Raw genomic sequence first — 24,859 nt, 5'->3', positions numbered from 1 at the left:
CAACCCTTAGTAGAGGCGCCGCCGGGCCGGAAACAGGGTTTGGTCGAGGCTGTACTTGCCGGGGCCCACGAACAGCAGGCCCAGAAACAGGAAGGTCGATTCCAGGGCGTGGGAGTAGGCGTTGAAATCGTCGCCGCTGAGCACGTGCATGAGCGTGGCCATCAGCATGGTGCCCAGCAGAAAGGCGCAGGCCACCCGGAAAAACAGGCCCAGGGCCAGCAGCTGCCCACCCACGGCTTCGGCCAGGGCCGCGACCAGGCCCCAGGCGGCGGGGGCAAAGTCGAGGCCCACCATTTTCATCACGCCTCCCACTTGCGTCCACATTGCGGGCCCGCCCATCAGCTTGGGGTAGCCGTGAATGGTGAACATCACCCCAATCCCGACGCGGAGCAGCAAAAGGCCCAAATCGTGGTAGCGGTAGCGGTTTTCAAACAAGACCATAGGGAAAGAAGAGGCTAGTCGGGAAGGCTGGGCGGGAGTGCAAACCGGTATATAGGAGTACCACCATCGTTGCCAAAGTACAAGAATTATGATGGAATACCATACTGCCCCGGTCGGGCTACCGCACGCGCACCCCGATAATGCGGGTGGCCGGCGGAATGTCGGCCGTGCTCATGTCGGCGCCGTGGTTGGTGGGTAAAGACTTCTCGTCCAGGATCCAGCCGATGCGCATCTGCCCGGAGATGGCCACGAAGTCGTCTTCATCCTGGCGGATGCGGGTGAGGCCGTACACCTGCCGGGCCGCCCCGAACGGGGAGCCCACCCCGATGCCTTCGGCCGTGCGGTACTGCGGGTCGTAGACGCGGATGCGGCGCAGGGTGAACACCGAATCGGGGCCGCCGATAAACTCCAGCACGGTTTCGGGGGCCGTGGGCTGCTGGGCGTCGCGCAGGCGGTAGGCCGGGTAGGTCGCGCCTTTATAGTGATAGGTGGTCTTGGTGAGCTGGGCGGCGGGCACCACGGCCAGCAGCTCGCGCTCCTTCATGTTCAGGCGCAGGCGGCCCACCTGGCTGGGACTGATCAGGTGGAGCGAGTCGGGGAGGCGGGCGGCGGAGGACGGCTCCAGGGCGGCCGGGTCGGTGGCGGCGGCGGTGGAGCCCGCGAAAGGCGCTTGCGTGCCCGGAGAAGAAGCCGGGGTGCGGCCCGAGGGCGAGTCGCAGGCGCTGAGCGCGACGAGCAGCAGGGCGGCGCCGAAAAGAGGGGAGTTGGTCATAGGTAGAGGAAAATACGGCCGTAACCGCCCGCGCGTTGGCGTAGGGGCCGCTTTCCTGCTTCGCAGCGGCCCAACCCGCCGCCTTGCGTACCTTTGCCACCTGTTCTGCCACTAAACCCAAGCTGCCCGTGAGTGCTAAAGTTCGCAAACCGCTGATTCTGATTTCCAACGACGACGGCATCACGGCCCCCGGCATTGCCGTGCTGGTGCGGGTGATGCGGCGCATCGGCGAAGTGGTGGTCGTCGCGCCCGACTCGCCGCAGTCGGGCATGGGGCACGCCATTACCATCGGTACCTCCCTGCGCCTCGACCCGAGCACCATTTTCGAGGGCATCGAGGCCTACGAGTGCAGCGGCACGCCCGCCGACTGCGTGAAGCTGGCCAAAAACGTGGTGCTGAAAGAGCGGCGGCCCGACCTGGTGGTGTCGGGCATCAACCACGGCTCCAACTCCTCGGTGAACGTGCTGTACTCGGGCACGATGTCGGCGGCCATTGAGGCGGCTATTGAAGGGCTGCCCGCCATCGGCTTTTCGCTGTGTGACTACGGTCACCAGGCCGATTTTTCCCACGTCGAGCCGTGGATTGAGCACATTGCCCGCCAGGCGCTGGCCAACGGCATTCCGGTGGGCACGGCCCTGAATGTGAACATTCCCAAAAAGTCGGACCAGCCGCTGGCCGGGGCCCGGCTTTGCCGGCAGGCGCGGGCCAAGTGGAACGAGGAGTTTGATCTGCGCTACGACCCGCACAACCGGCCCTACTACTGGCTGATCGGCAAGTTTGAGAATGAGGACCACGGCGAAGACACCGACGAGTTTGCCCTGGCCCACAACTACATTTCCATCGTGCCCTGCCAGTTCGATCTGACGGCCCTCTACGGCGTGACCCAGATGAACGAGCAGTGGCAGCTGACGCTGGACGAGCAGCCCGCCGCCAAATCGGCCCCGAAAAAGCCGGCCTCGCCCCAGCCCGCCCAGAAGGCCAAAGCCGCGCCGGCCGCGAAAAAAGCCGCGAAGAAGTAAGTCCTGTCCGCAACCTATTGCTACGCGCCCCGGAACCATGTTTCGGGGCGCGTGCTGGTTAAATGCGCGTTAGGCCAACGCCAGCATTTTCGCTGTACCAAAACCGGCCGTACCAAAAACATTTTGGTACGGCCGGTTTTGGTACAGCCAGTCTACGGGTGCTGTTGGTTCGCTTGTACCAAGCCGCTTTGGGGCGGCTAACCGCGTTTGTGCTTTATCTTCCCCGCCTGATTCACCCTGCTATTCTTTTCCGATGCTGTTACAATCCCGATTTCTCGCGGTGGCGCTGCTGGCGCTGGGCCTGAGCCGGCCGGCCGCCGCCCAGGTGTATTCGGCCTCCGACCCGCTGGCGCACACGTTTTCCATCGTGGCCCGCGACCCGGCCACCGGCGACCTGGCCGTGGCCGTGCAGAGCCACTGGTTTTCGGTGGGCACGGCCGTGAGCTGGGGCGAGGCCGGGGTGGGCGTGGTGGCGACGCAGTCGTTTACCAACAAGTCGTTTGGCACGCGCGGACTGGCCTTGCTGAAAAGCGGCAAAACTGCCCAGCAGGCCCTCGACGAGCTATTGGCCACCGACGAAGGCCGCGACGTGCGTCAGGTGGCCATCGTGGATGCCCGGGGCAACGTGGCCACCCACACCGGCAAGAAGTGCGTGGACATGGCCGGGCACCAGCAGGGCAACCAGTTTTCGGTGCAGGCCAACATGATGCTGACCGATAAGGTATGGCCGGCTATGGCCAAAGCCTACGAGCAGAACGCCCGGCTGCCCTTCGCCGAGCGGGTGCTGTCGGCGCTGGAAGCGGCCCAGGCCGCCGGCGGCGACATTCGCGGCAAGCAGTCGGCGGCCCTGCTGGTGGTGCGCGGCAAAGCCACCGCCGCGCCCTGGGACGACCGGCTCATCGACCTGCGGGTGGAAGACCATGCCGCTCCCTTGCCCGAGCTGGCCCGCCTGCTGCGCCTCACCCGCGCCTACGACCACATGAATGCCGGCGACCTGGCCGTGGAAAAGAACGACATGCCCACCGCCATTGCCGAGTACCAGGCGGCCGAGAAGATGTTTCCCGACAACCTGGAAATGAAGTACTGGCACGCCATTACCCTGGCCAACAAGCAGCAGGTACCGGCCGCGCTGGCCTTGCTGAAGCCCATTTTCCGGCAGGACCCCAACTGGCGCACCCTCACCGAGCGGCTGCCCAAAGTCGGGCTGCTGACCGTGTCGGCGGCCGAGCTGCAACAGATTCTGAGCTTGAAATAACCCGCTGCCATGACCCCGACCTTTCTGCTGCCCCTGACCCGGCGCCTGCTGCTGCTAACCGTGCTGAACGTGGCGGCCCTGGGCCTGCTGCTGGGCTGCGCCGCCGGCAAGCCCGCGGCTTCGAATGCCACCACCATCTACATCGTGCGCCACGCCGAGAAGGACCCCACGCCCGGCCTGGCCGACCCGGCCCTGACGGCTGCCGGGGAGCAGCGCGCCCTGGCCCTGCGCGAGAAGCTGGGCAAGGAGCCCATTGCGGCCATTTTCACCACCAACACCACCCGCACCCGGGCTACCGCGGCACCCCTGGCCGCCGCCCTACACCTGACGCCCCAGGTGTACGACGCCCGCCAGCAAGGTGCCCTGGTCGAGCAGATCAAGAGCGGGTACGCGGGCAAAAAGGTGCTGGTCGTGGGTCATTCCAACACGATTCTGGAAACGGCCGAGGCCCTGGGGGCCGCCCGCCCCGTGCCCGCCGTGGCCGACAACGAGTTCAGCTACCTGCTGGAAGTGCGTTTGCCGGCTACCGGAGCGGCCACGGCCACGGCCGGGCAGTACGGCGCGGCCTCGGCGGCGCCGGTCGCTAAATGAGCTGGCGGCGTCTGGCCCTGCTGCTGGTGCTGACCGGCGGCGGCGCGCGGGCCCAGACCCTGGCCGTCCCCGCCGCTGATTCGCTGGCCACCGATACCCTGGCGGCCACCGCTCCGGCCGATACCGTGGTAACCCAGGATCCGCCCAGCCGCCTGTACCACGAAGTCTTCGCGGGGCCGCGGCGGCTGCGGGGTACCGTGGGCACCCAGGGCATCAGCTTGGAGCTGGACTCGGTGGGCGAGGGCTACGTGGGCGGCTACTACTACGACCGGCAGGGGCGGTGGCTGGAGGTGCGGCTGGCGGCTACCCGGCCGGCCGGGCCCGCGCTGCTGTGCGAAACCCCGACCGGCGACCTGACCGGGCAGCTCGGGCTGCCCGCCCGGGTGGCCACGCCATTCAAGGGCAGCTGGGAAAGCGCCGAGGGCCGCTTGCGGCTGCCGGTGAAGCTGCGCGAAACCTACGCCGATGCCGCCCGCTACCAGCACGACCAGTGGGAAGGGTGGCGCTACAGCACCCGCCGCCAGGGCCAGATTATACCGCTCGATTCCGCGTTTTTCCACCAGCAATACCTCGTGGTGCAGCTGCCGCAGCGCCCCGTGGCCGAGCAGCGCCTGCGCCGGGCTTTGGCCGCTCCCGTAGCCCCGGCCCGCATGCCCGCCTACCTCGACTCGGTGCTGCGCGCCCGGCAGGAAGAGCACAACGGCTACCAGTTTCACGCCTTTAGCGACGTGGTCTACAATGCCAACAACGTGCTGTCGGTGGTGCAGGTAACCACCGTGCAGCAGGGCCCCGACTACCAGCCCCACGAGTGGTATGAAGGCCGCGCCTACGATTTGCGCACCGGCCGGCGCCTGCGCCTGCCGGATCTGCTGCTGCCCGGCTACCAGAAGCGGCTGCCGCTCCTGTTTCAGCAGGCCCTGCGCCGCTACCTGGCCGACCAGCCCGCCTACGGCCCCATAGGTGGGGCCGCGCCCAAGCTGCCGACCGGGGGCTTTGCCCTGACGCCCAGGGGCTTGGTGCTGACCTACGACGACCGGGACGATGCCGCGCTGGCCCAGCCCGGCCCCGGCCACCCCGACCGGGCCCTGGAAATCGTGCTGACCTACGAGGAGCTGCTGCCGCTGATCCGGCGCACCGGGCCGCTGGTGCCGGTGCTGCGGGAGCGGGGCCTGCTGCCAAAAAAGTAGGCTCCTTTGCGCAGCCCGCCCGGCTTTCCTGTTACCTTAGTCCGTCGCCCGGGGCCTTTGCGGGCCCACTGGGGCTGATTTTACCGTTTTTCTCTTCGCTGAATCCCGTTGCTTATGCGCTTTTCTTTTCGCCGTGCGCTGTTGCTTGCCGGCCTGGGTTTTTTCACGGTATCGGCTCAGGCCCAAACGGCTGCCAGCCTGAAAGCCGACTCCTTGAACCTGCGCAAAATCTATGACGAGGCCCTGCTGCGCGGGCAGAGCTACGACAATCTGCGCTACCTCACCGGCACCATCGGGGGCCGCCTCAGCGGCTCGCCCCAGGCCGAGCAGGCCGTGCAGTGGGGCAAAACGGCCATGGAAAAGCTGGGCTTCGACCGGGTGTATCTACAGGAGGTGATGGTGCCCCACTGGGTGCGCGGGGCCCGGGAAAAGGCCGAAATCAAAGGTGCCAAAGGCAAGGGCCTGGAGTTGAACGTCTGCGCCCTGGGCGGCTCGGTGGGCACCAACGGCAAGCTGAAGGCGCAGGTAGTGGAGGTGAAAACCTGGGCCGAGCTGGCCGCCCTGCCCGACGACCAGGTGCGCGGCAAGCTCGTGTTCTTCAACCGGCCCATGAACCCGGCCTACATCGAAACCGGCCGGGCCTACGGCGAGGCCGGCGACCAGCGCCGCAGCGGGGCCGTGGAAGCCGCCAAGCGCGGGGCCGTCGGGGCTTTGGTCCGCTCCCTCACGCTGGCCCACGACGACTTTCCGCACACCGGCACCATGCGCTACGACGAGAAGGTGAGCAAGATTCCGGCCGCCGCCCTGAGCACCAACGGGGCCGACCAGCTCAGCCAGCTGCTCAAGGCCGACCCCGGCCTCACCGTGGAGCTGGAAATGGCCTGCGAAACCCTGCCCGAAGTGAAAAGCTACAACGTGGTGGGCGAAATCAAGGGCTCGAAATACCCCAATGAGGTTATCGTCGTCGGTGGCCACCTCGACTCCTGGGACCTGGCCCAGGGCGCGCACGACGATGGCACGGGCTGCGTGCAAAGCATCGAGGCCCTGCGCCTGCTCAAGGCCTCGGGCCTGAAGCCCGAGCGCACGGTGCGGGCGGTGCTGTTTATGAACGAGGAAAACGGGGTGCGCGGGGGCAACAAGTACGCCGAGCTGGCCAAGGCCGCCGGCGAAAAGCACCTGGCCGCTATGGAGTCGGACGGGGGCGGGTTTACGCCCCGCGGCTTCAACATCGAAGCCCCGGCCGCCACGGTCCGGAAGATCCAGCAGTGGCAGCCGCTGTTCCGACCCTACGGCAGCACCGAGTTCGTGGCCGGCCACTCCGGCACCGACATCGAGCCGCTGAAAGACCAGGTGAAGGCCCTGATCGGCTACGACTGCGACTCGCAGCGCTACTTCGACCTTCACCACACCGCCGCCGACACCTTCGACAAAGTCAACCGCCGCGAGCTGGAGCTGGGCGGCGCCAGCATGGCCTCTCTGATTTACCTGCTCAGCAAGTACGGGCTCTAGGTTAATGTGGTTGAATGTGAAAAATGTGAGAAATGTGAAGAATGAAAAGGGTGTTGTTGCGAGGCGCGAGCTTGTGAGGCAATCCGCCCTCTGAAATGTGCTGAGTTTTCTTCTGTGAAAAGCCCTTTCCTACTGCATGTGGGAAAGGGCTTTCCGGTAAAAGGACGTAACTGCCTTCGCCGAGGACGGATTGCTTTGTCCTTCGTCCTCGCAATGACACTCTTTTCATTCTTCACATTTCTCACATTCAACCGCATTCCCCTCATTCCCCACATTCAACCGCATTCCCCACATTAAATAAGGATATGTTTCTCGTCGCGCTGTTACCGCCCGAGCCGGTTTTCTCGGAGGTGTGGGCCCTGAAGCAGGAGGTGCACCGGCTCACCGGCAGCCGCAATGCCGTGAAGCTGCCCCCGCACATCACCCTGATTCCGCCCCTGCGCCGCCCCGAGGCTTTCGAGGCCGAGCTGCGGACCGCCCTGGGCGAGTTTGCCCGAACTCAGGCGCCCTTTACCATTGGCCTCCGGGACTTCCGCTGGTTCGACAGCCGCACCTTGTTCGTGCACGTGGCCCCGGCCGAGGCCGTGCGGGCCTTCCACGCAGCCCTGACGGCGTGGTGCGCTGAGCACCTACCCGAAGTGCCCCGCGAAAACCGCCCCTTCACGCCCCACATGACCCTGGCCACCCGCGACCTGCCCGCCAGCGCCGTACCGGGCTTGAAGGCCGATTTTGCCCGCCGCCACTACCAGGCCACGTTCGAGGTGCGCCGCCTGGTGCTGTTTCGCCACGACGGACAGCAGTGGCAAAACGTGGCCGAGTTTGAGCTGGGCACCTAACGCAACACGCCGCTGCTTCCAGGTGAAACAGCGGCGTGTTACGTCGAACGTCGGCCGGGGCGGCTACAACCTCCGGCCCATCCGGGAAATTCGCCGGAATCCGTGGTGCTAGTTGGCTTCCAGAATCTGGAACAGTTCGTCGAGCTTGGGCGTCAGGATGATTTCGGTGCGGCGGTTCAGGGCTTTTTCGGCGGGCGTGGTGTTGGCCGCCACCGGCACGTACTGCGAGCGGCCCGAGGGCGTCACCTGGGCCGGGTTCAGCCCCGCTTCGGTCAGGAGGCGGGTAATTTCGGTGGCGCGCAGCACGCTCAAATCCCAGTTATCCTTGGCCCCACTGACCACGCCTTTCAGCGGTACGTTGTCGGTGTGGCCTTCCACCAGCACGTTCACGTCCTGGTTGCCTTGCAGGGCCGTGGCCAGCTTTTTCAGGGCTTCCTGGCCTTTGGGGTCGACCTTCGTTGAGCCCGACTTGAACAGCAGCTGCTCCGACAACGACACGTACACCTTGCCGTTTTTCACGTTTACGGTCAGGTCGTTGGCGTTGAAGCCGAGCAGGGCGTCGCCTACTTTCTGGCGCAGGGCCTTCACGGCCGCATCTTTCTGGTCGAGGATGCGCTGCATTTCGGCAATCCGCTCTTCCTTGGAGCGCAAATCGGCCGAGAGGCGGGAGTTGGCCTGCTGGGCGCCGCTGAGGTTGTCGTTGAGCTGATTGACCTGCTGGTTCTTGTTGAGCAGGTTGGTGCGCAGCGCGTCTTCGCTGCGGGCTTTTTCCTGTTCCAGGGCGGTTTTCTGGGCCTGCAGCTGCTCCCGCGACTTGCTCAGCTCGTCGTACTGGCTTTGCAGGGCGGTGAATTTTTTCTGGGAGACGCAGCTCGTACCCAAAGTCAGGAGGCTGGTGCTGAGGGCGAGGGCAAGGGCGGGGCGAAGGAAGTGGCGGATCATAGCGCGGAGGAAGATGACTAGGTGGTTTGGGCCCTCAAACGGCCGGTTTTGGCCGCGAGTTGCCGAGCTTGCGCCCCGCTACGGCGTCCCCGGCTGCAAAGCCAGGGGAAAAAGGCGCGCCCAAAACACCGATTTTTCGCTCCGGAAGCCCCATTTTCGCGTCCGCCTCGTACCTTCCGCTTCTACCATTCCACTCCGCACTGCTTTGTTGACGGCAATCCGTTGGTCTGCTGCCCGCTGGGCGCCCCTTGCTGCCTGCTGCCTGCTGCTGGCCGGCCCGGCCCAGGGTGCCGCGCCGCCGCCCGAGCCCGTGGCCCGCTACTGGGTGCGGCTGCGCCACAAAGGCGGCGTCCGGTTCGACCCGGCCACCTACTTTTCGCCCCCGGCCCAGGCCCGCCGCCAGCGCCAGCACCTGCCCGCCGCCGACAGCACCGACTTTCCCGTGCGGGCCGACTTTCTGCGCCAGATCCGGGCCGTGGCCGATTCCGTGACGCTGGTCAGCCGCTGGTTCAACGCCGTGAGCTGCCGGGCCACGCCCGCCCAGGCCGCCCGCCTGCGCCAGCTGCCGGGCGTAGCCAGCGTGGAGCCGTGGGAGGGAAGCGCGGCCCTGGTAGCCGGGCAGCGGAGCGCCACCGAGCGGGGCACCCCGCGCATCTCCGCCGACGACCGGCAGCTGGCCCGCCGCCAGACGGCCAGCCTCGGCGGGCCCCTGCTGCGGCAGGCGGGCCTGAATGGGCAGGGCCTGTGCATCGCCATTTTCGACGTGGGCTTCGTGGGCGCGGTGCGCCACCCGGCCTTTCAGCAGGTGCACCAGGACAAGCGCGTGGTGGCCACCTACGATTTCGTGCGCCGCGGCCCCAACGTATTCGTGGGTGGCACCCACGGCACGGAGGTGTTTTCCTGCCTTGCCGGCTTGCTGCCCGACGGTACGCCGCTGGGCTTGGCGCCCCAGGCCGAGTTTCTGCTGGCCCGCACCGAGCGGCTCACCCGGGAAATCTACGCCGAGGAAGAAGCCTGGCTGGCCGCCGCCGAGTGGGCCGACCGCAACGGGGCCGACATCATCAACTCCTCGCTGGGCTACACCGACCGGCGCTACTTTCCCGAGCAGATGAACGGCCGCACCAGCCTCGTGGCCCGGGCCGCCGCGCTGGCCGTGCGCAAGGGAATCCTGGTGGTCAACGCGGCCGGTAACGACGGCGAGGACCCCGACTGGCACACCATCGGGACGCCCGCCGACGCCGATTCGGTGCTGGCCGTGGGCGGCCTCGACCCTGATACCTACCTGCACATCGACTTCAGCAGCTACGGCCCCAGCGCCGACCGGCGGCTCAAGCCCAACGTCGTTGCCTTCGGCACGGTGCTGGCCGCCGCGCCGGGCGGCTACGTGCGCACCCAGGGCACGTCCTTTTCCAGCCCCCTGATGGCGGGCTTCGCGGCCTGCGTGTGGCAACGCAACCGCCAGCTGACGGCCATGCAGCTCTTTACCCAGCTGCAGGCCAGCGCCGACCTCTACCCGTATTTCGACTACGCCCACGGCTACGGCCTGCCCCACGCCAGCGCGTTTCTGCGCCCCGGCAGCACCACCCCCGCCGGGCAGCAAACCGTGGATTTCATCCGCCAGGATACCGTGCTGGCCGTCGTCATCCGGCCCGAAGCCGCCGTTATTCCGGCCCAGGTGCTGCCGCTCTACTCCGACTCGGTGCGGCTGGTAAACACCGCGCCGCAGAAAGTGCCGGCCGTGGGCCGGGAGGAGCTGGCCCCGCCGCCGGGCCGGCAGCCCGAACGCCAAACGGCCCCGGCCGGGCCGGAGCCCGCGCCGCTGGTACCGCTGGTGCGCCCCGGTTACCTCTACTGGCACGTGGCCGACCGGCGCGGCGTGCTGCGCTCCTACGAGGTGCGCGAAGTCACGCAGCGGGCCGTGCTGCAGATTCCGCTCCGCACTCTTCAGCCCGGCGACACGGTGCGGGTGTGCTACCGGGGCATCACGCAAAGCTACCCCCAGCCATGAATCGACTAGGCATACTGCTGCTGGGGGCCGCGCTGGGCATCGGGCCGGCCGCGCGGGCCCAGCGGATTCTGCTACAGGAGCGGCTGGCTACCGACACGGTGCGGAGCGTATTCGGCCCCAACCGGACGTACTACAACCACTTTTACCTGGGCTACGGCCTGGTAGCCGGGCCGGCGGCGGGCAGCGGGGCCGCGCTGCGCTACGGCAGCTCCGGGGAATTGGTGCTGGGGCTGCGCAACAAGCTTCGGGTGTCGCAGCACCTGGCCCTGGGGCTAGATGTGCGCTACGCCCGCGTGGTGTATCATTTGGCCCAGGAAGCGCAAAAAACGGTGCCCAATACCACTCAGCACCAGCGCGAATACCTGGCCCTGCCTCAAGCCCAGCTCGAAGGGTTCGTGCGGCTCAACTACGGCCGCCGGGGCAACGTCATCGGGCGCTACGTGGACGTGGGCGGCTGGGGCGGCTGGGTTATCGGGACCACGCATTTCTACGAAGACGAGCCGGCCAACGGGGCCAAGCGCGTAAGCGTGACCGAGCACGGCCTGGGCTACCTGCGCCGCTGGAGCTACGGGGCGGGTTTGCGCCTGGGCTCCAGCCGCTACGCCCTGAATGCCCGCTACCGGCTCTCCGACGTGTTCCGGGCTTCGGCCGGAGCCGCGTTTCCGGAGCTGCCGCGCTGGGTGCTGGGGCTGGAATTGGGCTGGCTGTAATTTGTAAAATACCCGGCTGATAAAAGGCAACCTTCAGTCCGGATTTGGGGTACATGCTTCCAACAACCCTGCTTTGGTATAAAATTGGCACCGAATACCTGTCCAGTTAGCAAGGCTGTTCGGGACTTTTGTATTTTGCCGAACTGAATAGAAGATGGTTGATTACCCCACAATGAAAAAACTAGTTCTCCCCGCTGCTTTCGCGGCCCTTTTGCTGCAAACAACCTCGTGTATTAATACGGAGCGGGAAGTCGGAACGTCGCAGAACGCGGACAAAGTGTACACGCCGCCCACGGCCACCAACCGCCTCAATAGCCGCACGGTGCTGAACACGGTGCGGGCCTCGCACTACTTCTCCAACCCCAAGACCAAGGATAACTTCATTCTGCAGTTGCAGGGCCCCAAAATCCTGAATGCCCAGGCCCGCTTCATCATCGTGAGCAGCACCGGCGACACGCTGCGCAAGGAAGTGATGCCCGCCACGGCCCTGCTCGATGAGCGGGAGTTGGAAGATCCGCAGGCCGCCACCGTGCGCGACAAGGAAATTGCCATTCTCAAGGGCATGAACAACTTCTTCCGCGAAGACCGGTTTACGCAGCCGGCCGTGGCCAAAACCGCCGCGCAGCCCGCCGAGGTGGATGCCCAGAGCTGGTCGGCCGTGAAGGAAGACGCCCGCGCCGTCGGTTTCGACTACATCACCGTGGGCGGCAAGGAACGCCGCATTGCCTACGCCAAAAAGCTCCAGAAAGCGGTGGTTATTGCCGAGTAAACTCCGGCTTACTTGTTTACTAAAAAAGCCCCGCTGCATCCGTAGCGGGGCTTTTTGTTGTAGCCTGCTTCCGATTTATACCCTGGCGCTAGGGCAAGATAAAGGAGAAGTCGGCGCTGAAGATGTTGGCCGTCAGATCGGTGCTGCGGCGGTAGTAGGCGTAGCGCAGGTCCAGGGCTTTGAACTGGGCAATGCGGCCCTTGAACGGCGTTTTGAAGCGGCCAATGCCGTATACCGGCGAGTAGCGCAGCCCCAGGCCCACCTTGTTGGCCGAGAAGCCCGACAGGTCGTAGTCGGAGGTGTAGTACTGCTCGCTGGGGCGGTGCTGCAGGTAGGGGGCAAAGTAGTTGGCGGCGGTCTGGGTGTGGTAGCGGTAGAAGGGGTAGAGCACGAAAAACGGCGTGAGCTTCACCGGGGTTTCGACCTCCAGGGTGTGGGCCTGAATGCCAAAATCGTCGTTGTAGAAGCGGTAGAAGCCGCGCACCAGCAGCAGGTCGGAGGCGTAGTAGCTCAGGCGCAGGCCCACGGGGTACTTGAAGCGGGAGCCGGGCAGGGCTTCCACCTTGGCCTCGCCCAGCGCCCCGGTGCTGCCCTGGAAGTACACCCGGTGAAACGGCGTGGAAAGCAGCCCCTTCTGGTACACCAGCTCGGTGCTGACGCTGATTTGCAGCCGCTGGGTGAGCACCTGCGACAATACCGCCGAGAGGTTGTAGCTCTGCCGGGGCGAGGTGCCGTCTTCCCGGCTGCCGTTCACGCGCAGCTCCGCGGGCCGAATGATGGTGGCCTGGTCGAAAAAGACCTGCCCGGCCAAACTCAGCTCCCGGTTACCGTCGCGCGAGGCCTTGGCCCAGGAGGCCGCCACGTTGAACGAGCGGTAGTCGTACTCGGTAGAGAAGCCCGCGCCCAGGCCCACGATGGTGCGCCGGTCCGCCAGCTGCCGGGTGTAGCCGAAGTCGGCGTGGAAGCGCGTATCCTGCGACGACGGCGACGAAAGCACCTGGTCGATCCGGTCGGTGGAGGCCGAGGCGTACACGTCCATGCCCAGGTTGGCCGAGAGCCGGCTGACCGTGTCGAGGGGCACGTTCAAGATGATGGTCGGCGTCAGGTCGGTGAGGTGTTCGGTACCCCGGCCGCCCTCCACCGCGCCGTGTGTGCCATCCTGCTGGTAGTAGCTCATCAGGATGTTGAGCTCGGCTTCCCCGGCCGCGCCGCGGGCGGCCTCCGTCGTGGTGGGCGCGCCGTAGCCGTCCACCCGGTTTTGGGTGTTGCCGCCCTGTGCTAACGAATTTAGCGGCAGCAGCAGGCCGAGGCCGGGCAGGAGAAACAAGTACTTGTTTTTCAAAGCTGAAAGGTTGTTCAGGTAAAGTATTACGTGCAAGAAAAACGGCGGGCTAGTTGCAGCCGCAGCCTCCCCCGACCTTGCCGCCGTTGGCGCCGCCGGCCCCTTCGCGGTACGACTCAAAGTTGGTTTCGTAGACTTCCACGCGCTTGTTGGCCAGCTTCATGTCCTCGTCGTTGAGGTACACTTTCTGGTAGGCCGCCACCGATACGCAGCCGGGCAGCGCCGCCGCCGCAACGACCAGCACCAGCCCCCGCAGCAGGCGGGAAAAAGTAGAAAAAGGGAAGACGCGCGTCATGGTTTGGGAGTTGAAGCCGGAGCCGCTACCGGCTGGCTGGGGTCGTTGTTGCGGTAGTAATTGAGTTGCATGCCCTTGGAAGCCAGCGTGCGGTTATCGTCCGTAATCAGCACGCACGAGACGCCTTGCAGGCGGTTGATAAACGCCAGCCCGGCCTCGGGACCCAGCACGAACACCACCTCGTCGAGGCAGTCGGCCAGCTCCACGTCGGGGCAGAGAATGGTGACGGAGCGCAGCCCCGTGGCCGGGTAGCCGGTGTGGGGGTTGATGATGTGACCGTAGGTTTTGCCCTGCACCGTGAAAAACTGCTCGTAGTTGCCGGCCGTCACCACGGCCATGTCGGTCAGCGACACCCAGGAGGCCACGCTGCCGGGGTGCTTCGGGTCGCCGATGGCCACGCGCCACAGCGAGCCGTCGGCTTGCCGGCCCCAGCACAGCACGTCGCCCGAGCCGTTGAGCAGCCCGCCTTTGAGGCCCCAGGCGTCGAGCAACGCTTTAGCCCGCCGCACCCCGTAGCCCTGCAGCACGCCGGCCAGGTTCAGGCGCATGCCCGCACGGCGCAGCAGCACGGTGCGCTTGGCCGGGTCGAGCACCACGTCCTTGTAGTTGATGCGGGCCACCGAGGCTTTCACCACGGCCGGGTCGGGCAGGGCGGTGTGGTCCTGGCGGTCAAACTTGTAGATCTTGTCGGCGCTGGCGAAGGTGATGTCGAAGGCCCCGCCGCTGAGCTCCGAAACGCGCAGGGTGCGCTGAATCAGGTCGTACACCTCCTGGTCGACAACCACCGGCTGGCGGCCGGCCTGGCGGTTGATCTGGGTAATCTGGGAGGTTGAGTCCCAGAACGACATGAGGTGGTCGATGCGGCGCACTTCGGTCACGGCGGCTTCCAGGGCCTGCCAGGCCAGCGTGTCGCGGTCCGACACTACGGTAAACTCGAAGTGGGAGCCCATCAGGTGGGCGCTCTTGGTGAAGTTGCGCGGGCGCCCGGGGCCTGCTGCCAGCAGACCGGGCAACAGCAGCAGCAGGAAAAGGGTCGGGAAGCGCATCACGTGGTCGACTTATTTCTTGGCCAGCAACGACTCCAGGTAGGCGTCGTAGGCCGCGACGCCGCCGGGGCGGTAGCCGGTTTTGGCCAGCACCTTGCCCTCCGGCGACAACAGGACGACCAGCGGAAACGAGCCTTCCTTGTTGAGTTTGGCCGCAGCTTCCTCGTTTTGTTTAACCGCTTCCGGGGAAAGCTTGTTTTTCTTGCTGCGCGGAAAGTCGAAGCGGGCCAGCACCAGCCGGTCTTTGGCAAACTGCGCAAACTCGGGCTTGTCGAACACCTCCTGCTTGAGCATGATGCAGGGCTTGCACCAGTCGGAGCCGGAGAAAACGGCCAGCACGGGCTTGTTGGTGGCTTTGGCCTGTTGCAAGGCGGTGGCCAGGCTGGCCGTCCAGGCCGGGGCGGCGGCGCTGGTGGCTGGCGCGGGAGTAGTCTGGGCGAGGGCCGCCGGAGCCGACAGGGCAAGCGAGGCGCAAAACAGAAGGGAGGCGAGGCGCATGGGCGGGATAGGAAACATTAAAAAAAGATTAAAGACCAGCTTACCCGGCAATACGCAGTACTGCGGGGTCCGTTGCAAAAAGAATGGCGCGACTTCCAACCAGGAGCCGCGCCATGTCTAAATCCAATCACCTGGGCGAAAGATGGGGCGGGCTGGATGAGGTTTAGGTGAAGGCGCCAAAAAATCAGCCCCGTGGGGCCGGGGCGGCCGGCAGCCAGCCGATGGTGCCTGCGGCGCTGCGCACCAGCCGGAACCCGCGAAACTCACCCAGCACGGCCACCTGCGCCCGGGCCGGCAGCGTATCGAGCGGCACGGCCACGGCGGTGGGGTGGGCATACAGGTCGGCGGAAGCGGCCAGGGCCTCGCGGCGCAGCACCGGCGCGGCCGCCGGCACCACGGCCTCGGCGGCCACGTAGCCGAGGCGGCCATCGGGCTGCTCGACGCGGTACCAGCTGGCCTGGCTGCCCACCACCAGCAGGGGCGTGTTGCGGCCCAGCGCGGCCACGGCAGCCGCTTTGGCGGCCGGGCTGCGCCGCAGGGTCGCGGCCTTGGCACTGACGCGCACCCACTGGCCCAGGCGCTCGGGCCGGGTGCGCGGGGCGGGCGGCAGGGCATCGGCCTGGCGCACGAAGGGAAACGGGTCGACGGCCCCGCGGCCGGCGCGGTACACGCCGAAGTGCAGGTGGGGGTTGGTGGTGCGGGCGTTGCCGGTGTTGCCCACCAGGCCCAGCGTGTCGCCGGCTTTTACCATTTGGCCGGGTTGCACCAGTTGTTTATCCAGATGAGCATAGTAGAGGTGTTGGCCGTGGCGGGCGTCGGCCAGCCATACCACCTTGCCCCCCAGCTTGGTTTCACCCACCCGGGTTATCAGGCCGGGCACGGCGGCCACGGCGGGCGTGCCGCGCCGGGCAAAGATGTCGATGCCCTCGTGGCGGCGGGCGCCCTGGTCGCGGTCGGCGCCCCAGAAGCTGCCCACGGCTACGTCGCTCTTGCCCTTCACCGGGAACCCCAGGGAGGGGGCCCGCTGAATGCGCAGGGTGTAGCGGCCGGCGCGCAGCAGCTCGGGCTGCACCCGCAGCAGGTGCTGCTGGCTGTCGGTGGCGTCGTAGCTGAAGGAGAGGGCCGTGGTGTCGGCGGAGGCCACGGGGCTGGGCAGCTGGTGGGGGCTCAGCTCGTAGGCATCCAGAAACACGTGGGCGTCGGTGCCGGGGGCCAGGCTCAGGCTGATGTTGATTCGCTCCCCGGCCCGCACGGCGTAGCGGTAGGCGGCCGCCGTGGCCCGGTCGGCCCGAAACAGGCCGGTTTCCTGGAAGGGCAGCGTGACGACCAGCGAGTCGCGCAGGGCGCGGTCGGCGGCGGCCAGCCAGTCGCGGCCCAGGGCCGTTTCGTCGAGGTGGGCCTGGCGCAGGCGGCGGGCGTAGGCCTCGTGGGGCGTGCTTTTCTGGAAGAGGCCCTGGAGGGTTTGCTGCTGGCTACAGGCGGCGGTAAGAAAAAATAAAAAGAGAAAACGGAGCGACAGGCGGATAGCGGACATTGAACGGGGTTAGTATACCAGGCTAAACCCCGAACCGGGGGGAGTAGTTCGCCCGGCCGCCCGGCCCAAAAACGCCCGTGGTACGCGCGTGCTAAGGGCTCCGCAGCGCCGGGAAGGGGGCAGTACGTGCGTGCCGAGAGGTAAAACGTGCCGGGGAGGGCTCGGGACGTACGTCCCGAGCCCTCCCCAGCGCCCGGAAGCCCGTAACACGCGCGTCCCGAGGCCTCCGCAGCGCCGGGGAGGGCGTTGCACGCACGTCCCGGGGCCGGCGCGAAGCCGGGGCGGGCTTGGTACGCGCGTGTCGCGGCCTGCCCGGCAGCCGGTGGCCGCTTGGGGAATCCGCAGGAGGCTTCCCGGTGCTGGGGAGGCTGCTTAGGGAATCCGCAACGGGCTTCCCGGTGCTGGGGCGGCCGTTTAGGAAATCCGCAGCGGGCTTCCCGGCGTTTGGGAGGCTGCTTGGGGAATCCGCAACGGGCTTCCCGGTGCTGGGCAGGTCGTTTAGGAAATCCGCAGCGGGCTTCCCGGTGCTGGGGCGGCCGTTGCGGATTTCCCAAGCGGGCAAAACAGGAACCGGGCGGCCCACCCGGAAACCCGCAAGCGCCCAAAAACGGTTTACATTTGCCGTTCCACCCAACTCCCGATTCCTTATGAAGCTCATCGAATGCCCCCGCGACGCCATGCAGGGCCTGACCGAGTTTATCCCGACGGCCGCCAAAATTAGCTACCTCAACGCCCTGCTGCGCGTGGGCTTCGACACCCTGGATTTCGGCTCGTTCGTGTCGCCCAAGGCCATTCCGCAGCTGCGCGACACGGCCGAGGTGCTGGCCGGCCTCGATCTGAGCCAGACCAAAACGAAGCTGCTGGCCATCGTGGCCAACCTGCGCGGGGCCGAAACGGCGGCGGCCCACCCCGAAATTCAGTACATCGGCTTCCCACTGTCGGTGTCCGAAACCTTCCAGCTGCGCAACACCAACAAGACCATTCCCGAGGCCTTGGCCGAGCTGGCCGCCATGCAGGAGCTGTGCCAGAAGACTGGTAAAACGCTGGTAACCTACCTGTCGATGGGCTTCGGTAACCCCTACGGCGACCCGTGGAGCCCCGACACCGTGGCCGAGTTCACCCAGCGCCTGGCCGACCTGGACGTGCGCGTGGTGGCCCTCTCCGACACCATCGGAGCCTCCACCGCGGCCACCATCGAGCCCCTGTTTCGCCAGCTGATTCCGGCCTTCCCCGGCATCGAGTTTGGGGCCCACCTGCACACCACGCCCGGCACCTGGCGCGAGAAGGTGCAGGCGGCCTACGCGGCCGGCTGCCGCCGCTTCGACGGGGCCCTGGGCGGCATCGGGGGCTGCCCCATGGCCGCCGACCAACTCACCGGCAACATGCCCACGGAAAACCTGGTGGCCTACTTCTCCGAAATCGGGGAGAAAACCGGCCTGGATTCCAAAGCCTTTACCGAAGCCTGGCAGGCGGCGGGGTCGGTGTTTCATTTCTGATTAGATGACTATGTCGGATACTGCCAACCCAAAGCCCATAATTGGTATTGAATTCTACAACGAGCAGGCCACAAAGCTGATATTGTGTATAGAGACGGCCTGTATTGAATTTGTTTTGGAGCCGGATACAGAGTATCGGGTAGAATCCGATGAAACTGAATATCGAATAGAATTCAGGGAGAAGGACTTGGTAGTTCTTTACCTAGCGTACTGTCTTGGGCCGAAGGTCTTCACACGGCCTTATTCCAAGGATTTCCAGAATTTGCCGGCCTGGGAATTACTCGTAGACTATTCCGATATATAATTGCGAGCTTCTCCTGGCTTGCCTAGCTCTTCACTCCAGTATCCTCCAACCCCACGCCATGCCAACCGCCGTCGACCTGTTCATTCCCTGCTTCGTGGATCAGCTTTTTCCCGACACCGCCATGAACATGGTGAAGGTGCTGGAAAAGCTGGGCTGCGAGGTGCACTACAACGGCAACCAAACCTGCTGCGGCCAACCGGCCTACAATGCCGGCTACAAGGCCGAAAGCTGCTCGGTGGCCACCAAGTTTCTGCGCGACTTCCCCTCCGACACGGGCCGCTACATCGTGAGTCCGTCGGCCTCCTGCGTGGGCATGGTGCGCAACACCTACGCCGAGTTGTTCGAGAATACGCCCGAGCAGCAGCAGTACCACAGCGTGCAGCGCCGCATCTTCGAGCTGACCGAGTTTATCGTCGACGTGCTGGGCGTGGGAGCCATTGAGGGGGCGCAGCTGCCGGGCAAGTACACCTACCACGACTCCTGCTCGGCCCTGCGGGAGTGCGGCATCCGGGAAGCCCCGCGCCAGCTGCTCGACGCCGTGCGGGGCCTGGAGCGCCTGGAAATGGCCGAAACCGAAACCTGCTGCGGCTTCGGCGGCACCTTCGCCGTGAAGTTCGAGGCCATTTCGGTGGCTATGGCCGAGCAGAAAGTAGAGCACGCCCTGGCCACCGGCGCCGACTACCTCATCAGCACCGACACGAGCTGCCTGATGCACCTGGACGCCTACATCCGGAGGGAGAAAAAGCCCATCAAAACCATGCACGTGGCCGACGTGCTGGCTAGCGGGTGGTAACCTCACAGGCCTCACCCCGGCCCTCTCCCGAGGAGAGGGAGCCTGACGACATCGTTCCACACAGCCGCTCCGGCTCCCGCCTCCGCAACTGCTACCGCTACTATTGAACTCCGTAGAAACACGAAAGCCGCAGCTGAGAAGCTGCGGCTTTCGTTCGTTTGCGCCGGTAGGCTCCCTCTCCTCGGGAGAGGGCCGGGGTGAGGCCTGTGAGGCCCTACAGCAGCTTCTGAATCCGCTGCTTCAGGCCTTCACTGGCTTCGAGCAGGGGCAGGCGGGCGGCGGCCGAGCACAGGCCCTGGGCTTCGAGCACGGCTTTCACGCCCACGGGGTTGCTTTCCTCGTACATCAAGGGGTTCAGGGGCAGGAACTCGAAGAGCAGCTTGGTGGCCTCGGCGTAGTTGCCGGCCAGGGCCAGGCGGGTCATGTCGCTCATGCGCCGCGGGAAGGCGTTGCCCAGCACGCTGATAACGCCCTCGGCCCCGAAGGAAATCATGGGCGTGGTCAGCATATCGTCGCCGCTGATGAGCAGGAAGCCCTGGGGGCGGCGGGCGGCAATGGTCATGCACTGCTCCAGGTTGCCGCTGGCTTCCTTGATGCCGATGATGTTGGGGTGCTGGGCCAGGCGCAGCGTGGTGTCGGCCGTGAGGTTGGAGCTGGTGCGGCCGGGCACGTTATACAGCAGGATGGGCAACGGGCTGAGGTCGGCCAGGCGCAGGTAGTGCTGGATGATGCCCTGCTGGCTGGGCTTGTTGTAGGCCGGCGAGGCCGACAGAATGGCGTCGATACCATCGAGGGCGGTGGTGCGCAGCAGGGTTTCGAGGCCGGCCGTGTCGTTGCCGCCGATGCCGTAGACGAGCGGCACGCGGCCGGCCACGTGCTCTTTCACGACGCGTAAGATTTCGGCTTTTTCCTCGGCCGTCGTGGTCGGCGACTCAGCCGTGGTACCGTTGATGACGAGGTACTCCACGCCGCCGTCGATGCAGAAATCGAGCAGGCGACGCAGGGCGGGGTAGTCGACGGCGTGGTCGGGGGCGGGGGTGAAGGGCGTGATGAGCGCAACGCCCGTGCCGCGAAGTTTGTCCATGCGGGGAATTAGCTGTTGTTTTGTGACTTGGAAGGTCCGCGGCGAAGATACAATGCTCTTGGTCAAGGTTGGCTTCCGGCATTTTCTCCTCAAAAGTACCGGGTCTGGCCTTGTGCCGCCCCCATTCACCCAATGATTTTGTCTCGTACCCCGCTTTTCGTGGCCGCCGCCGCCCTGGCCGCCAGCTCCTTGCTCTCTTCCTGCGACACCAAGCCCGCCACGGCCTCGGAAGCCGGCAGCCCCACCGCTGAAGCCGTAGCCTCCGATTCGGCCGCCACGGCCGCCGCTATGTCGGGCACCGCTGCCACCGCCACCGACGAAGCCAACGCTACGCCCGCGCCCGACCCCACGAGCATTCCGGCCAGCAAGATTGCCGACGCGGCCACCATCACGGCCCGCCCCCAGGTGCCGATTCTGTGCTACCACCAGATCCGGGACTGGCGCGCCAAGGACTCGAAAGGGGCCAAGGACTACATCGTGCCGGTGCAGCAGTTCAAGGACCAGATCAAGATGCTGGCCGACTCGGGCTACCACACCATCCTGCCCGACCAGCTTTACGCCTACCTGACCACGGGCGCGAAGCTGCCGAGCAAGCCCATCATGCTCACCTTCGACGACACCGACCTTGACCAGTTCACCGTGGCCCGCCCCACGCTGGATAAGTACGGCTACAAGGCCGTCTACTTCGTGATGACCGTGAGCCTGGGCCGCCCCAACTACATGAGCAAGGCGCAGGTAAAGCAGCTCTCCGACGAGGGCAACGTCATCGGCTCCCACACCTGGGACCACCACAACGTGAAGAAGTACCAGGGCCAGGATTGGGTGACGCAGATTGAGAAGCCGACCAAAACCCTGGAGGAAATCACCGGCAAGGACATCAAGTACTTCGCTTACCCCTTCGGCCTCTGGAACCCCGAAGCCATTCCGCAGCTCAAGCAGCGCGGCATGGTAGCCGCCTTCGTGCTGGCCGAGAAGCGCGACCAGCAGGACCCCTTGTTCACCATCCGCCGCATCATCGCCAGCGGCTACTGGAAGCCCCGGACCCTGCACAACAGCATCGTGCAGAGCTTCTAGTCGTCATTACGAGCGAAGCGCGGCAATCCGTGCTCTGCGAAGTAACTATTGCTCTTTTACCAGAAAGCCCTTTCCTGCTCGTGCGGGAAAGGGCTTTTGCTTGTAATGCGAAGTTCCACTTCGCGAGGCGTTGCACGAGTATCGTTGCAGCGGCGCGGCCGCCTCGCGAAGTGGAACTTCGCGTTACATAGTCGTCCGCTCGTGCGTCAGGGCTTTCTACTTAAGCACGCTCCGCACATTGCAGAGGACGGATTGCTTCGACTCCGCCTCGCAATGACACGGATTTACTCCGTCTTCATCCCCGCCGCTTTCAGATCCTTAAACGCGCCGGCATTTACCAGCTTGCGGAAGCCTTTTTCCTGCATCAGCACCGCGGCTTTGCCGCTGCGGTTGCCGGAGGCGCAGTAGAGCACGTAGGTTTTGGTCGTGTCGAGGGCGGCGAGCTGGGTGGGGAAGTTCGGGTCGCGGAAGTTCAGGTTTTGGGCCCCGGCTAGGTGGCCGGTGGCAAATTCCTCGGGCGTGCGCACGTCGAGCACCACCACGTTCCGCTTCCGGAGCAGCCTTTGGGTTTCGGCCGGGGGCGTGATGGGGCGGCTGGGCGCGACGGCGGCCGGCGCGGCTGGCTGGCCCGCGGCGGGAGTGGTTTGGGCAACGGCCGAGGTAGCACTAAGCACGGCGCAGAATACGGCGGCCGAAAAGGCGGAGCGGAGCATAAGCAGGCAGGGAAAGCGGGTAGGGGCAGCTGGTAAACAGCCGTCGGGCGCGAATCGTGCCGCAGGGGGCGCTACAACCGTGAGCCGGGGTGGGAATTGACCGGCTTGCAGCAAGGCGCGGTCCGGCTCACGGTTGGGGCCAATACCACCGGAACAGTGGTTTCAGGCGCTAAAATAAGGAACCTTGCTGACCTAAATCGTTTGCAGTGCCCGTAGGGGCCGAAAAAGTCTCGCCGGAGGCCGTTTCCGCGCTGGAATCGAGGTTTTGAGGTGCCAAAATTTCCTCCTCGTCGCCGGTTTGGGTCGCCGTCGGAATCATGGCCAGCAAATCGGTTTCCGAGATGATGGGCACTTTGAGCTCGGTGGCCTTTTCACGCTTGGCGGGGCCCATTTTGTCGCCGGCTACCAGGTAGTTGAGCTTCTTGCTGATGGAGCCGGTGATTTTGCCCCCGTTGAGCACGATCAGCTGCTGCAACTCTTCCCGGCTGTGCTGCTCAAATACCCCCGACAGCACGAACGTCTGCCCCGCCAGCCGGTCGCTGACGGCCTTGGGCGCCTCGCCGGTGAGGGCCAGCTGCACGCCGGCCGCCCGCAGGCGCTCCACCAGGGCGCGGTTGGCCTCGTTCTGGCTCCAGGCGGCCAACGACTCGGCAATGACGCCGCCGACTTCGGGCACGGCGGCCAGCTCGGGGGCGGCGGCCTGCAGAATGGCGTCTATCGAGCGGTAGTGGGCGGCCAGCTTCTCGGCCACGGTTTCGCCCACGTAGCGGATGCCCAGGCCGAACAAGACCCGGTCGAAGGGCACCTGCTTGCTGGCCTCGATGCCATTGAGCAGGTTCTGGATGGACTTTTCGCCCAAACGCTCCAGGCCGGTGAGCTTGTCGGCAGAGAGGTCGTAGATGTCGGCCGGGGTGCGCACCAGGCCCAAGTCGAAGAAGCGGGCCACGGTTTCGGCGCCCAGCCCGTCGATGTTCAGGGCCTTACGCGAGACGTAGTGTTCGAGCCTGGCTTTGAGTTGGGGGGCGCAGCCCGTGTCGTTGGGGCAGCGGAAGTGGGCCTCGCCCTCGGGGCGGATCAGTGGGGTGCCGCAGGCGGGGCACTCGGTGGGGTACTGGATGGGCTGGCTGCCCTCGGGGCGGGCCGAGAGGTCGACGCCGGTGATTTTGGGAATGATTTCCCCGCCTTTCTCCACGAACACCAGGTCGCCGAGGCGCAGGTCGAGGGCGGCAATCTGGTTGGCGTTGTGGACCGAGGCACGCTTGACGACGGTGCCGGCCAGGGGCACGGGCGTAAGCAGGGCCACCGGCGTCACGGCCCCGGTGCGGCCCACCTGGTACTGGATGCTGTTGAGGCGGGTGCGGGCCGCTTCGGCGGGGTACTTGTAGGCAATGGCCCAGCGCGGACTCTTGGCGGTGAAGCCCAGGACTTCCTGCTGCTGGAAGTCGTCGACCTTGATGACGATGCCGTCGGTGGCAACGGGCAGCTCGAAGCGCTTTTTCTCCCAGTGGTGAATGAAGTCGAGGACCTCCTGGAGGCTGTGGCAGCGGCGCCAGGTGTCGGACACGGGCAGGCCCCAGGCCTTGAGGGCTTCGAGGGAGGCGCTGTGGGTGGGGAACACGCCGCGCCCGGGGCTCAGGAAGCTGTAGGCGAAAAAGCGCAGGCGGCGGGCGGCCACCAGGGCCGAATCCTGGAGCTTGAGCGTGCCGCTGGCCGCGTTGCGGGGGTTGGCCAGCAGGGCTTCGCCGTTTTGCTCCCGCTCCCGGTTCAGGTCGTCGAAAACGGGCAGGGGCAGGAAAATCTCGCCGCGCACCTCAAACTCCGGGGGCTGGGCCGGGCCGGCGGCGCGCAGGTGCAGGGGCAGGTTCTTGATGGTGCGCACGTTGTTGGTGACCACGTCGCCGCGGGTGCCGTCGCCGCGGGTGACGCCCTGGGTGAGCTGGCCGTTTTCGTAAGTCAGGCTCATGGCCACGCCGTCGAACTTCATTTCGCAGACGTAGGCGAAGTCGGCCCCTTCCAGGCCCTTGCGCACCCGCTCGTCGAAGTCGCGCAGGTCGGCCTCGGAGTAGGTGTTGCCCAGGCTCAGCATGGGGTATTTGTGCGGGGCCGTCGGGAACTGCTTGGTGATGGTGCCGCCCACGCGCTGGGTGGGCGAGTTGGGCCGGGCCAGCTCAGGGTATTCCTTTTCGAGCTGCTGAAGCTCCGCTAGCAGGTGGTCGAACTCCTGGTCACTGACTTCGGAGGTGTCGTGCTGGTAGTATTGGTGGTTGAGGTAGTGCAGCCGCTCGGTGAGGGCGGTGATTTTCTCCTGGATGGCAGCGGTGTTGTCAGGCATGGGGCAAAAATAACCGGGTTGCGCTCAGTGTACGCAGTTTTAGTTGTCAGTTGTTCGTTGTCGGTTGTCAGAATGGGGATTTGGCCGGCGCACAATGGCCTTTGTCCTCCTCGCAACGGCAGTTGACCGGCGCACGATGGGCCCGGCTTTCCCCGCAATGCCCTGTGAGCGGGTGACAATGCCCTGTGAGCGGGTGACAATGACCTGTGAGCGGGTGACAATGACCTGTGACCAGGTGTCAATAACCTGTGAGCGGGTGACAACGGCATCTGCCCTCGTGGCAATGAGCTGTTCCCAAGTGACAAGAGC

General features: G+C 65.7%; 23 protein-coding genes. 12 read left to right on the top strand and 11 right to left on the bottom strand.

Annotated features, from left to right (window positions below; all coding sequences use genetic code 11):
* Positions 1-6: 6 nt before the first annotated feature.
* Both E5K00_RS04890 and E5K00_RS04885 read right to left on the bottom strand, forming a co-directional pair.
* Positions 7-441 carry a DoxX family protein gene (locus E5K00_RS04890; RefSeq protein ID WP_135462137.1) on the bottom strand — a complete coding sequence of 145 codons (435 nt, stop codon included), beginning with the start codon at positions 439-441 and terminating at the stop codon, positions 7-9.
* Between the two features lie 118 nt (positions 442-559).
* A complete protein-coding gene (locus E5K00_RS04885; protein ID WP_135462136.1) occupies positions 560-1,213 on the bottom strand; it encodes a hypothetical protein in 654 nt (217 codons plus the stop codon).
* Between the two features lie 128 nt (positions 1,214-1,341).
* Between E5K00_RS04885 and surE the strand changes: the two genes are divergently transcribed.
* The 6 genes from surE (at position 1,342) to E5K00_RS04855 (ending at position 7,610) form a co-directional block, all read left to right on the top strand.
* Entirely contained in the window at positions 1,342-2,232 is an 891-nt protein-coding gene (gene surE, locus E5K00_RS04880) for a 5'/3'-nucleotidase SurE (protein ID WP_135462135.1), read from the top strand.
* Positions 2,233-2,485: 253 nt separating this feature from the next.
* Positions 2,486-3,487, top strand: a complete 1,002-nt coding sequence (locus E5K00_RS04875) for a DUF1028 domain-containing protein (RefSeq protein WP_135462134.1) — start codon at positions 2,486-2,488, stop codon at positions 3,485-3,487.
* Between the two features lie 9 nt (positions 3,488-3,496).
* Positions 3,497-4,078, top strand: a complete 582-nt coding sequence (locus tag E5K00_RS04870) for a histidine phosphatase family protein (RefSeq protein WP_135462133.1) — start codon at positions 3,497-3,499, stop codon at positions 4,076-4,078.
* Positions 4,075-5,265 (top strand): hypothetical protein, encoded by a 1,191-nt coding sequence (locus tag E5K00_RS04865; protein ID WP_135462132.1) that lies wholly within the window; start codon positions 4,075-4,077, stop codon positions 5,263-5,265. Before E5K00_RS04870 ends, E5K00_RS04865 begins: the two co-directional genes overlap by 4 nt.
* Positions 5,266-5,379: 114 nt before the next feature.
* A complete protein-coding gene (locus E5K00_RS04860) occupies positions 5,380-6,774 on the top strand; it encodes a M20/M25/M40 family metallo-hydrolase (RefSeq protein WP_135462131.1) in 1,395 nt (464 codons plus the stop codon).
* A 305-nt stretch (positions 6,775-7,079) separates the two neighbouring features.
* Positions 7,080-7,610 (top strand): 2'-5' RNA ligase family protein, encoded by a 531-nt coding sequence (locus E5K00_RS04855; RefSeq protein WP_135462130.1) that lies wholly within the window; start codon positions 7,080-7,082, stop codon positions 7,608-7,610.
* Positions 7,611-7,718: 108 nt separating this feature from the next.
* Here E5K00_RS04855 and E5K00_RS04850 read toward each other — a convergent pair whose 3' ends face one another.
* Positions 7,719-8,552 (bottom strand): OmpA/MotB family protein, encoded by an 834-nt coding sequence (locus E5K00_RS04850; RefSeq protein ID WP_135462129.1) that lies wholly within the window; start codon positions 8,550-8,552, stop codon positions 7,719-7,721.
* Positions 8,553-8,757: 205 nt separating this feature from the next.
* Between E5K00_RS04850 and E5K00_RS04845 the strand changes: the two genes are divergently transcribed.
* The 3 genes from E5K00_RS04845 to E5K00_RS04835 all read left to right on the top strand — a co-directional run bounded on the left by E5K00_RS04845 (position 8,758) and on the right by E5K00_RS04835 (position 12,039).
* The gene (locus E5K00_RS04845) at positions 8,758-10,560 is read left to right on the top strand and encodes a S8 family serine peptidase (protein WP_167856750.1); all 1,803 of its coding nucleotides are present in this window, start codon (positions 8,758-8,760) and stop codon (positions 10,558-10,560) included.
* Entirely contained in the window at positions 10,557-11,270 is a 714-nt protein-coding gene (locus tag E5K00_RS04840) for a hypothetical protein (RefSeq protein WP_135462127.1), read from the top strand. Before E5K00_RS04845 ends, E5K00_RS04840 begins: the two co-directional genes overlap by 4 nt.
* A 172-nt stretch (positions 11,271-11,442) precedes the next feature.
* Complete coding sequence (locus E5K00_RS04835) at positions 11,443-12,039, top strand: hypothetical protein (RefSeq protein ID WP_135462126.1); 597 nt, start codon at positions 11,443-11,445, stop codon at positions 12,037-12,039.
* 88 nt (positions 12,040-12,127) lie between these two features.
* Here the strand turns inward: E5K00_RS04835 and E5K00_RS04830 are convergent, their stop codons facing one another.
* From E5K00_RS04830 to E5K00_RS04810, 5 genes are all read right to left on the bottom strand, one after another.
* Positions 12,128-13,381 (bottom strand): DUF3570 domain-containing protein, encoded by a 1,254-nt coding sequence (locus E5K00_RS04830; protein WP_135462125.1) that lies wholly within the window; start codon positions 13,379-13,381, stop codon positions 12,128-12,130.
* 49 nt (positions 13,382-13,430) lie between these two features.
* Positions 13,431-13,676: a DUF4266 domain-containing protein gene (locus E5K00_RS04825; RefSeq protein ID WP_135462124.1), complete on the bottom strand. Its 246-nt coding sequence runs from the start codon at positions 13,674-13,676 to the stop codon at positions 13,431-13,433.
* Positions 13,673-14,722 (bottom strand): FAD:protein FMN transferase, encoded by a 1,050-nt coding sequence (locus E5K00_RS04820; RefSeq protein WP_135462123.1) that lies wholly within the window; start codon positions 14,720-14,722, stop codon positions 13,673-13,675. The genes E5K00_RS04825 and E5K00_RS04820 overlap by 4 nt, the downstream gene beginning before the upstream one ends.
* 12 nt (positions 14,723-14,734) lie before the next feature.
* Complete coding sequence (locus E5K00_RS04815) at positions 14,735-15,220, bottom strand: thioredoxin family protein (protein WP_135462122.1); 486 nt, start codon at positions 15,218-15,220, stop codon at positions 14,735-14,737.
* A gap of 184 nt (positions 15,221-15,404) precedes the next feature.
* Positions 15,405-16,754, bottom strand: a complete 1,350-nt coding sequence (locus E5K00_RS04810) for a M23 family metallopeptidase (protein ID WP_135462121.1) — start codon at positions 16,752-16,754, stop codon at positions 15,405-15,407.
* A gap of 647 nt (positions 16,755-17,401) precedes the next feature.
* On the opposite strand from E5K00_RS04810, the gene E5K00_RS04805 reads away from it, so the two are divergent.
* Together E5K00_RS04805 and E5K00_RS04800 are read left to right on the top strand one after the other, a co-directional pair.
* Positions 17,402-18,250, top strand: a complete 849-nt coding sequence (locus E5K00_RS04805; RefSeq protein ID WP_135462120.1) for a hydroxymethylglutaryl-CoA lyase — start codon at positions 17,402-17,404, stop codon at positions 18,248-18,250.
* Positions 18,251-18,612: 362 nt separating this feature from the next.
* A complete protein-coding gene (locus E5K00_RS04800) occupies positions 18,613-19,347 on the top strand; it encodes a (Fe-S)-binding protein (protein ID WP_135462119.1) in 735 nt (244 codons plus the stop codon).
* A gap of 214 nt (positions 19,348-19,561) precedes the next feature.
* Here the strand turns inward: E5K00_RS04800 and dapA are convergent, their stop codons facing one another.
* Positions 19,562-20,431 carry a 4-hydroxy-tetrahydrodipicolinate synthase gene (gene dapA, locus E5K00_RS04795; RefSeq protein WP_135462118.1) on the bottom strand — a complete coding sequence of 290 codons (870 nt, stop codon included), beginning with the start codon at positions 20,429-20,431 and terminating at the stop codon, positions 19,562-19,564.
* Positions 20,432-20,563: 132 nt separating this feature from the next.
* On the opposite strand from dapA, the gene E5K00_RS04790 reads away from it, so the two are divergent.
* A complete protein-coding gene (locus E5K00_RS04790; protein WP_135462117.1) occupies positions 20,564-21,505 on the top strand; it encodes a polysaccharide deacetylase family protein in 942 nt (313 codons plus the stop codon).
* A 284-nt stretch (positions 21,506-21,789) separates the two neighbouring features.
* On the opposite strand, the gene E5K00_RS04785 is transcribed toward E5K00_RS04790, so the two are convergent.
* Together E5K00_RS04785 and ligA are read right to left on the bottom strand one after the other, a co-directional pair.
* Positions 21,790-22,218, bottom strand: coding sequence for a rhodanese-like domain-containing protein (locus E5K00_RS04785; protein ID WP_135462116.1), 429 nt, complete (start codon positions 22,216-22,218; stop codon positions 21,790-21,792).
* Between the two features lie 169 nt (positions 22,219-22,387).
* Positions 22,388-24,550 (bottom strand): NAD-dependent DNA ligase LigA, encoded by a 2,163-nt coding sequence (gene ligA, locus E5K00_RS04780; protein WP_135462115.1) that lies wholly within the window; start codon positions 24,548-24,550, stop codon positions 22,388-22,390.
* Positions 24,551-24,859: the final 309 nt, after the last annotated feature.

The organism is Hymenobacter aquaticus (genome assembly GCF_004765605.1).
Taxonomy (GTDB): domain Bacteria; phylum Bacteroidota; class Bacteroidia; order Cytophagales; family Hymenobacteraceae; genus Hymenobacter; species Hymenobacter aquaticus.
Note: the sequence above shows the minus strand (reverse complement) of the source record. Positions and strands in the feature narration are given on the sequence as shown.

What these genes read in the sequence shown, in the direction of transcription:
- E5K00_RS04890 (WP_135462137.1), bottom strand. Translation starts at nt 441, where the DNA reads ATGGTCTTGTTTGAAAACCGCTACCGCTACCACGATTTGGGCCTTTTG.
- E5K00_RS04885 (WP_135462136.1), bottom strand. Translation starts at nt 1,213, where the DNA reads ATGACCAACTCCCCTCTTTTCGGCGCCGCCCTGCTGCTCGTCGCGCTC.
- E5K00_RS04875 (WP_135462134.1), top strand. Translation starts at nt 2,486, where the DNA reads ATGCTGTTACAATCCCGATTTCTCGCGGTGGCGCTGCTGGCGCTGGGC.
- E5K00_RS04870 (WP_135462133.1), top strand. Translation starts at nt 3,497, where the DNA reads ATGACCCCGACCTTTCTGCTGCCCCTGACCCGGCGCCTGCTGCTGCTA.
- E5K00_RS04865 (WP_135462132.1), top strand. Translation starts at nt 4,075, where the DNA reads ATGAGCTGGCGGCGTCTGGCCCTGCTGCTGGTGCTGACCGGCGGCGGC.
- E5K00_RS04860 (WP_135462131.1), top strand. Translation starts at nt 5,380, where the DNA reads ATGCGCTTTTCTTTTCGCCGTGCGCTGTTGCTTGCCGGCCTGGGTTTT.
- E5K00_RS04855 (WP_135462130.1), top strand. Translation starts at nt 7,080, where the DNA reads ATGTTTCTCGTCGCGCTGTTACCGCCCGAGCCGGTTTTCTCGGAGGTG.
- E5K00_RS04850 (WP_135462129.1), bottom strand. Translation starts at nt 8,552, where the DNA reads ATGATCCGCCACTTCCTTCGCCCCGCCCTTGCCCTCGCCCTCAGCACC.
- E5K00_RS04840 (WP_135462127.1), top strand. Translation starts at nt 10,557, where the DNA reads ATGAATCGACTAGGCATACTGCTGCTGGGGGCCGCGCTGGGCATCGGG.
- E5K00_RS04835 (WP_135462126.1), top strand. Translation starts at nt 11,443, where the DNA reads ATGAAAAAACTAGTTCTCCCCGCTGCTTTCGCGGCCCTTTTGCTGCAA.
- E5K00_RS04825 (WP_135462124.1), bottom strand. Translation starts at nt 13,676, where the DNA reads ATGACGCGCGTCTTCCCTTTTTCTACTTTTTCCCGCCTGCTGCGGGGG.
- E5K00_RS04820 (WP_135462123.1), bottom strand. Translation starts at nt 14,722, where the DNA reads ATGCGCTTCCCGACCCTTTTCCTGCTGCTGCTGTTGCCCGGTCTGCTG.
- E5K00_RS04815 (WP_135462122.1), bottom strand. Translation starts at nt 15,220, where the DNA reads ATGCGCCTCGCCTCCCTTCTGTTTTGCGCCTCGCTTGCCCTGTCGGCT.
- E5K00_RS04810 (WP_135462121.1), bottom strand. Translation starts at nt 16,754, where the DNA reads ATGTCCGCTATCCGCCTGTCGCTCCGTTTTCTCTTTTTATTTTTTCTT.
- E5K00_RS04805 (WP_135462120.1), top strand. Translation starts at nt 17,402, where the DNA reads ATGAAGCTCATCGAATGCCCCCGCGACGCCATGCAGGGCCTGACCGAG.
- E5K00_RS04800 (WP_135462119.1), top strand. Translation starts at nt 18,613, where the DNA reads ATGCCAACCGCCGTCGACCTGTTCATTCCCTGCTTCGTGGATCAGCTT.
- dapA (WP_135462118.1), bottom strand. Translation starts at nt 20,431, where the DNA reads ATGGACAAACTTCGCGGCACGGGCGTTGCGCTCATCACGCCCTTCACC.
- E5K00_RS04790 (WP_135462117.1), top strand. Translation starts at nt 20,564, where the DNA reads ATGATTTTGTCTCGTACCCCGCTTTTCGTGGCCGCCGCCGCCCTGGCC.
- E5K00_RS04785 (WP_135462116.1), bottom strand. Translation starts at nt 22,218, where the DNA reads ATGCTCCGCTCCGCCTTTTCGGCCGCCGTATTCTGCGCCGTGCTTAGT.
- ligA (WP_135462115.1), bottom strand. Translation starts at nt 24,550, where the DNA reads ATGCCTGACAACACCGCTGCCATCCAGGAGAAAATCACCGCCCTCACC.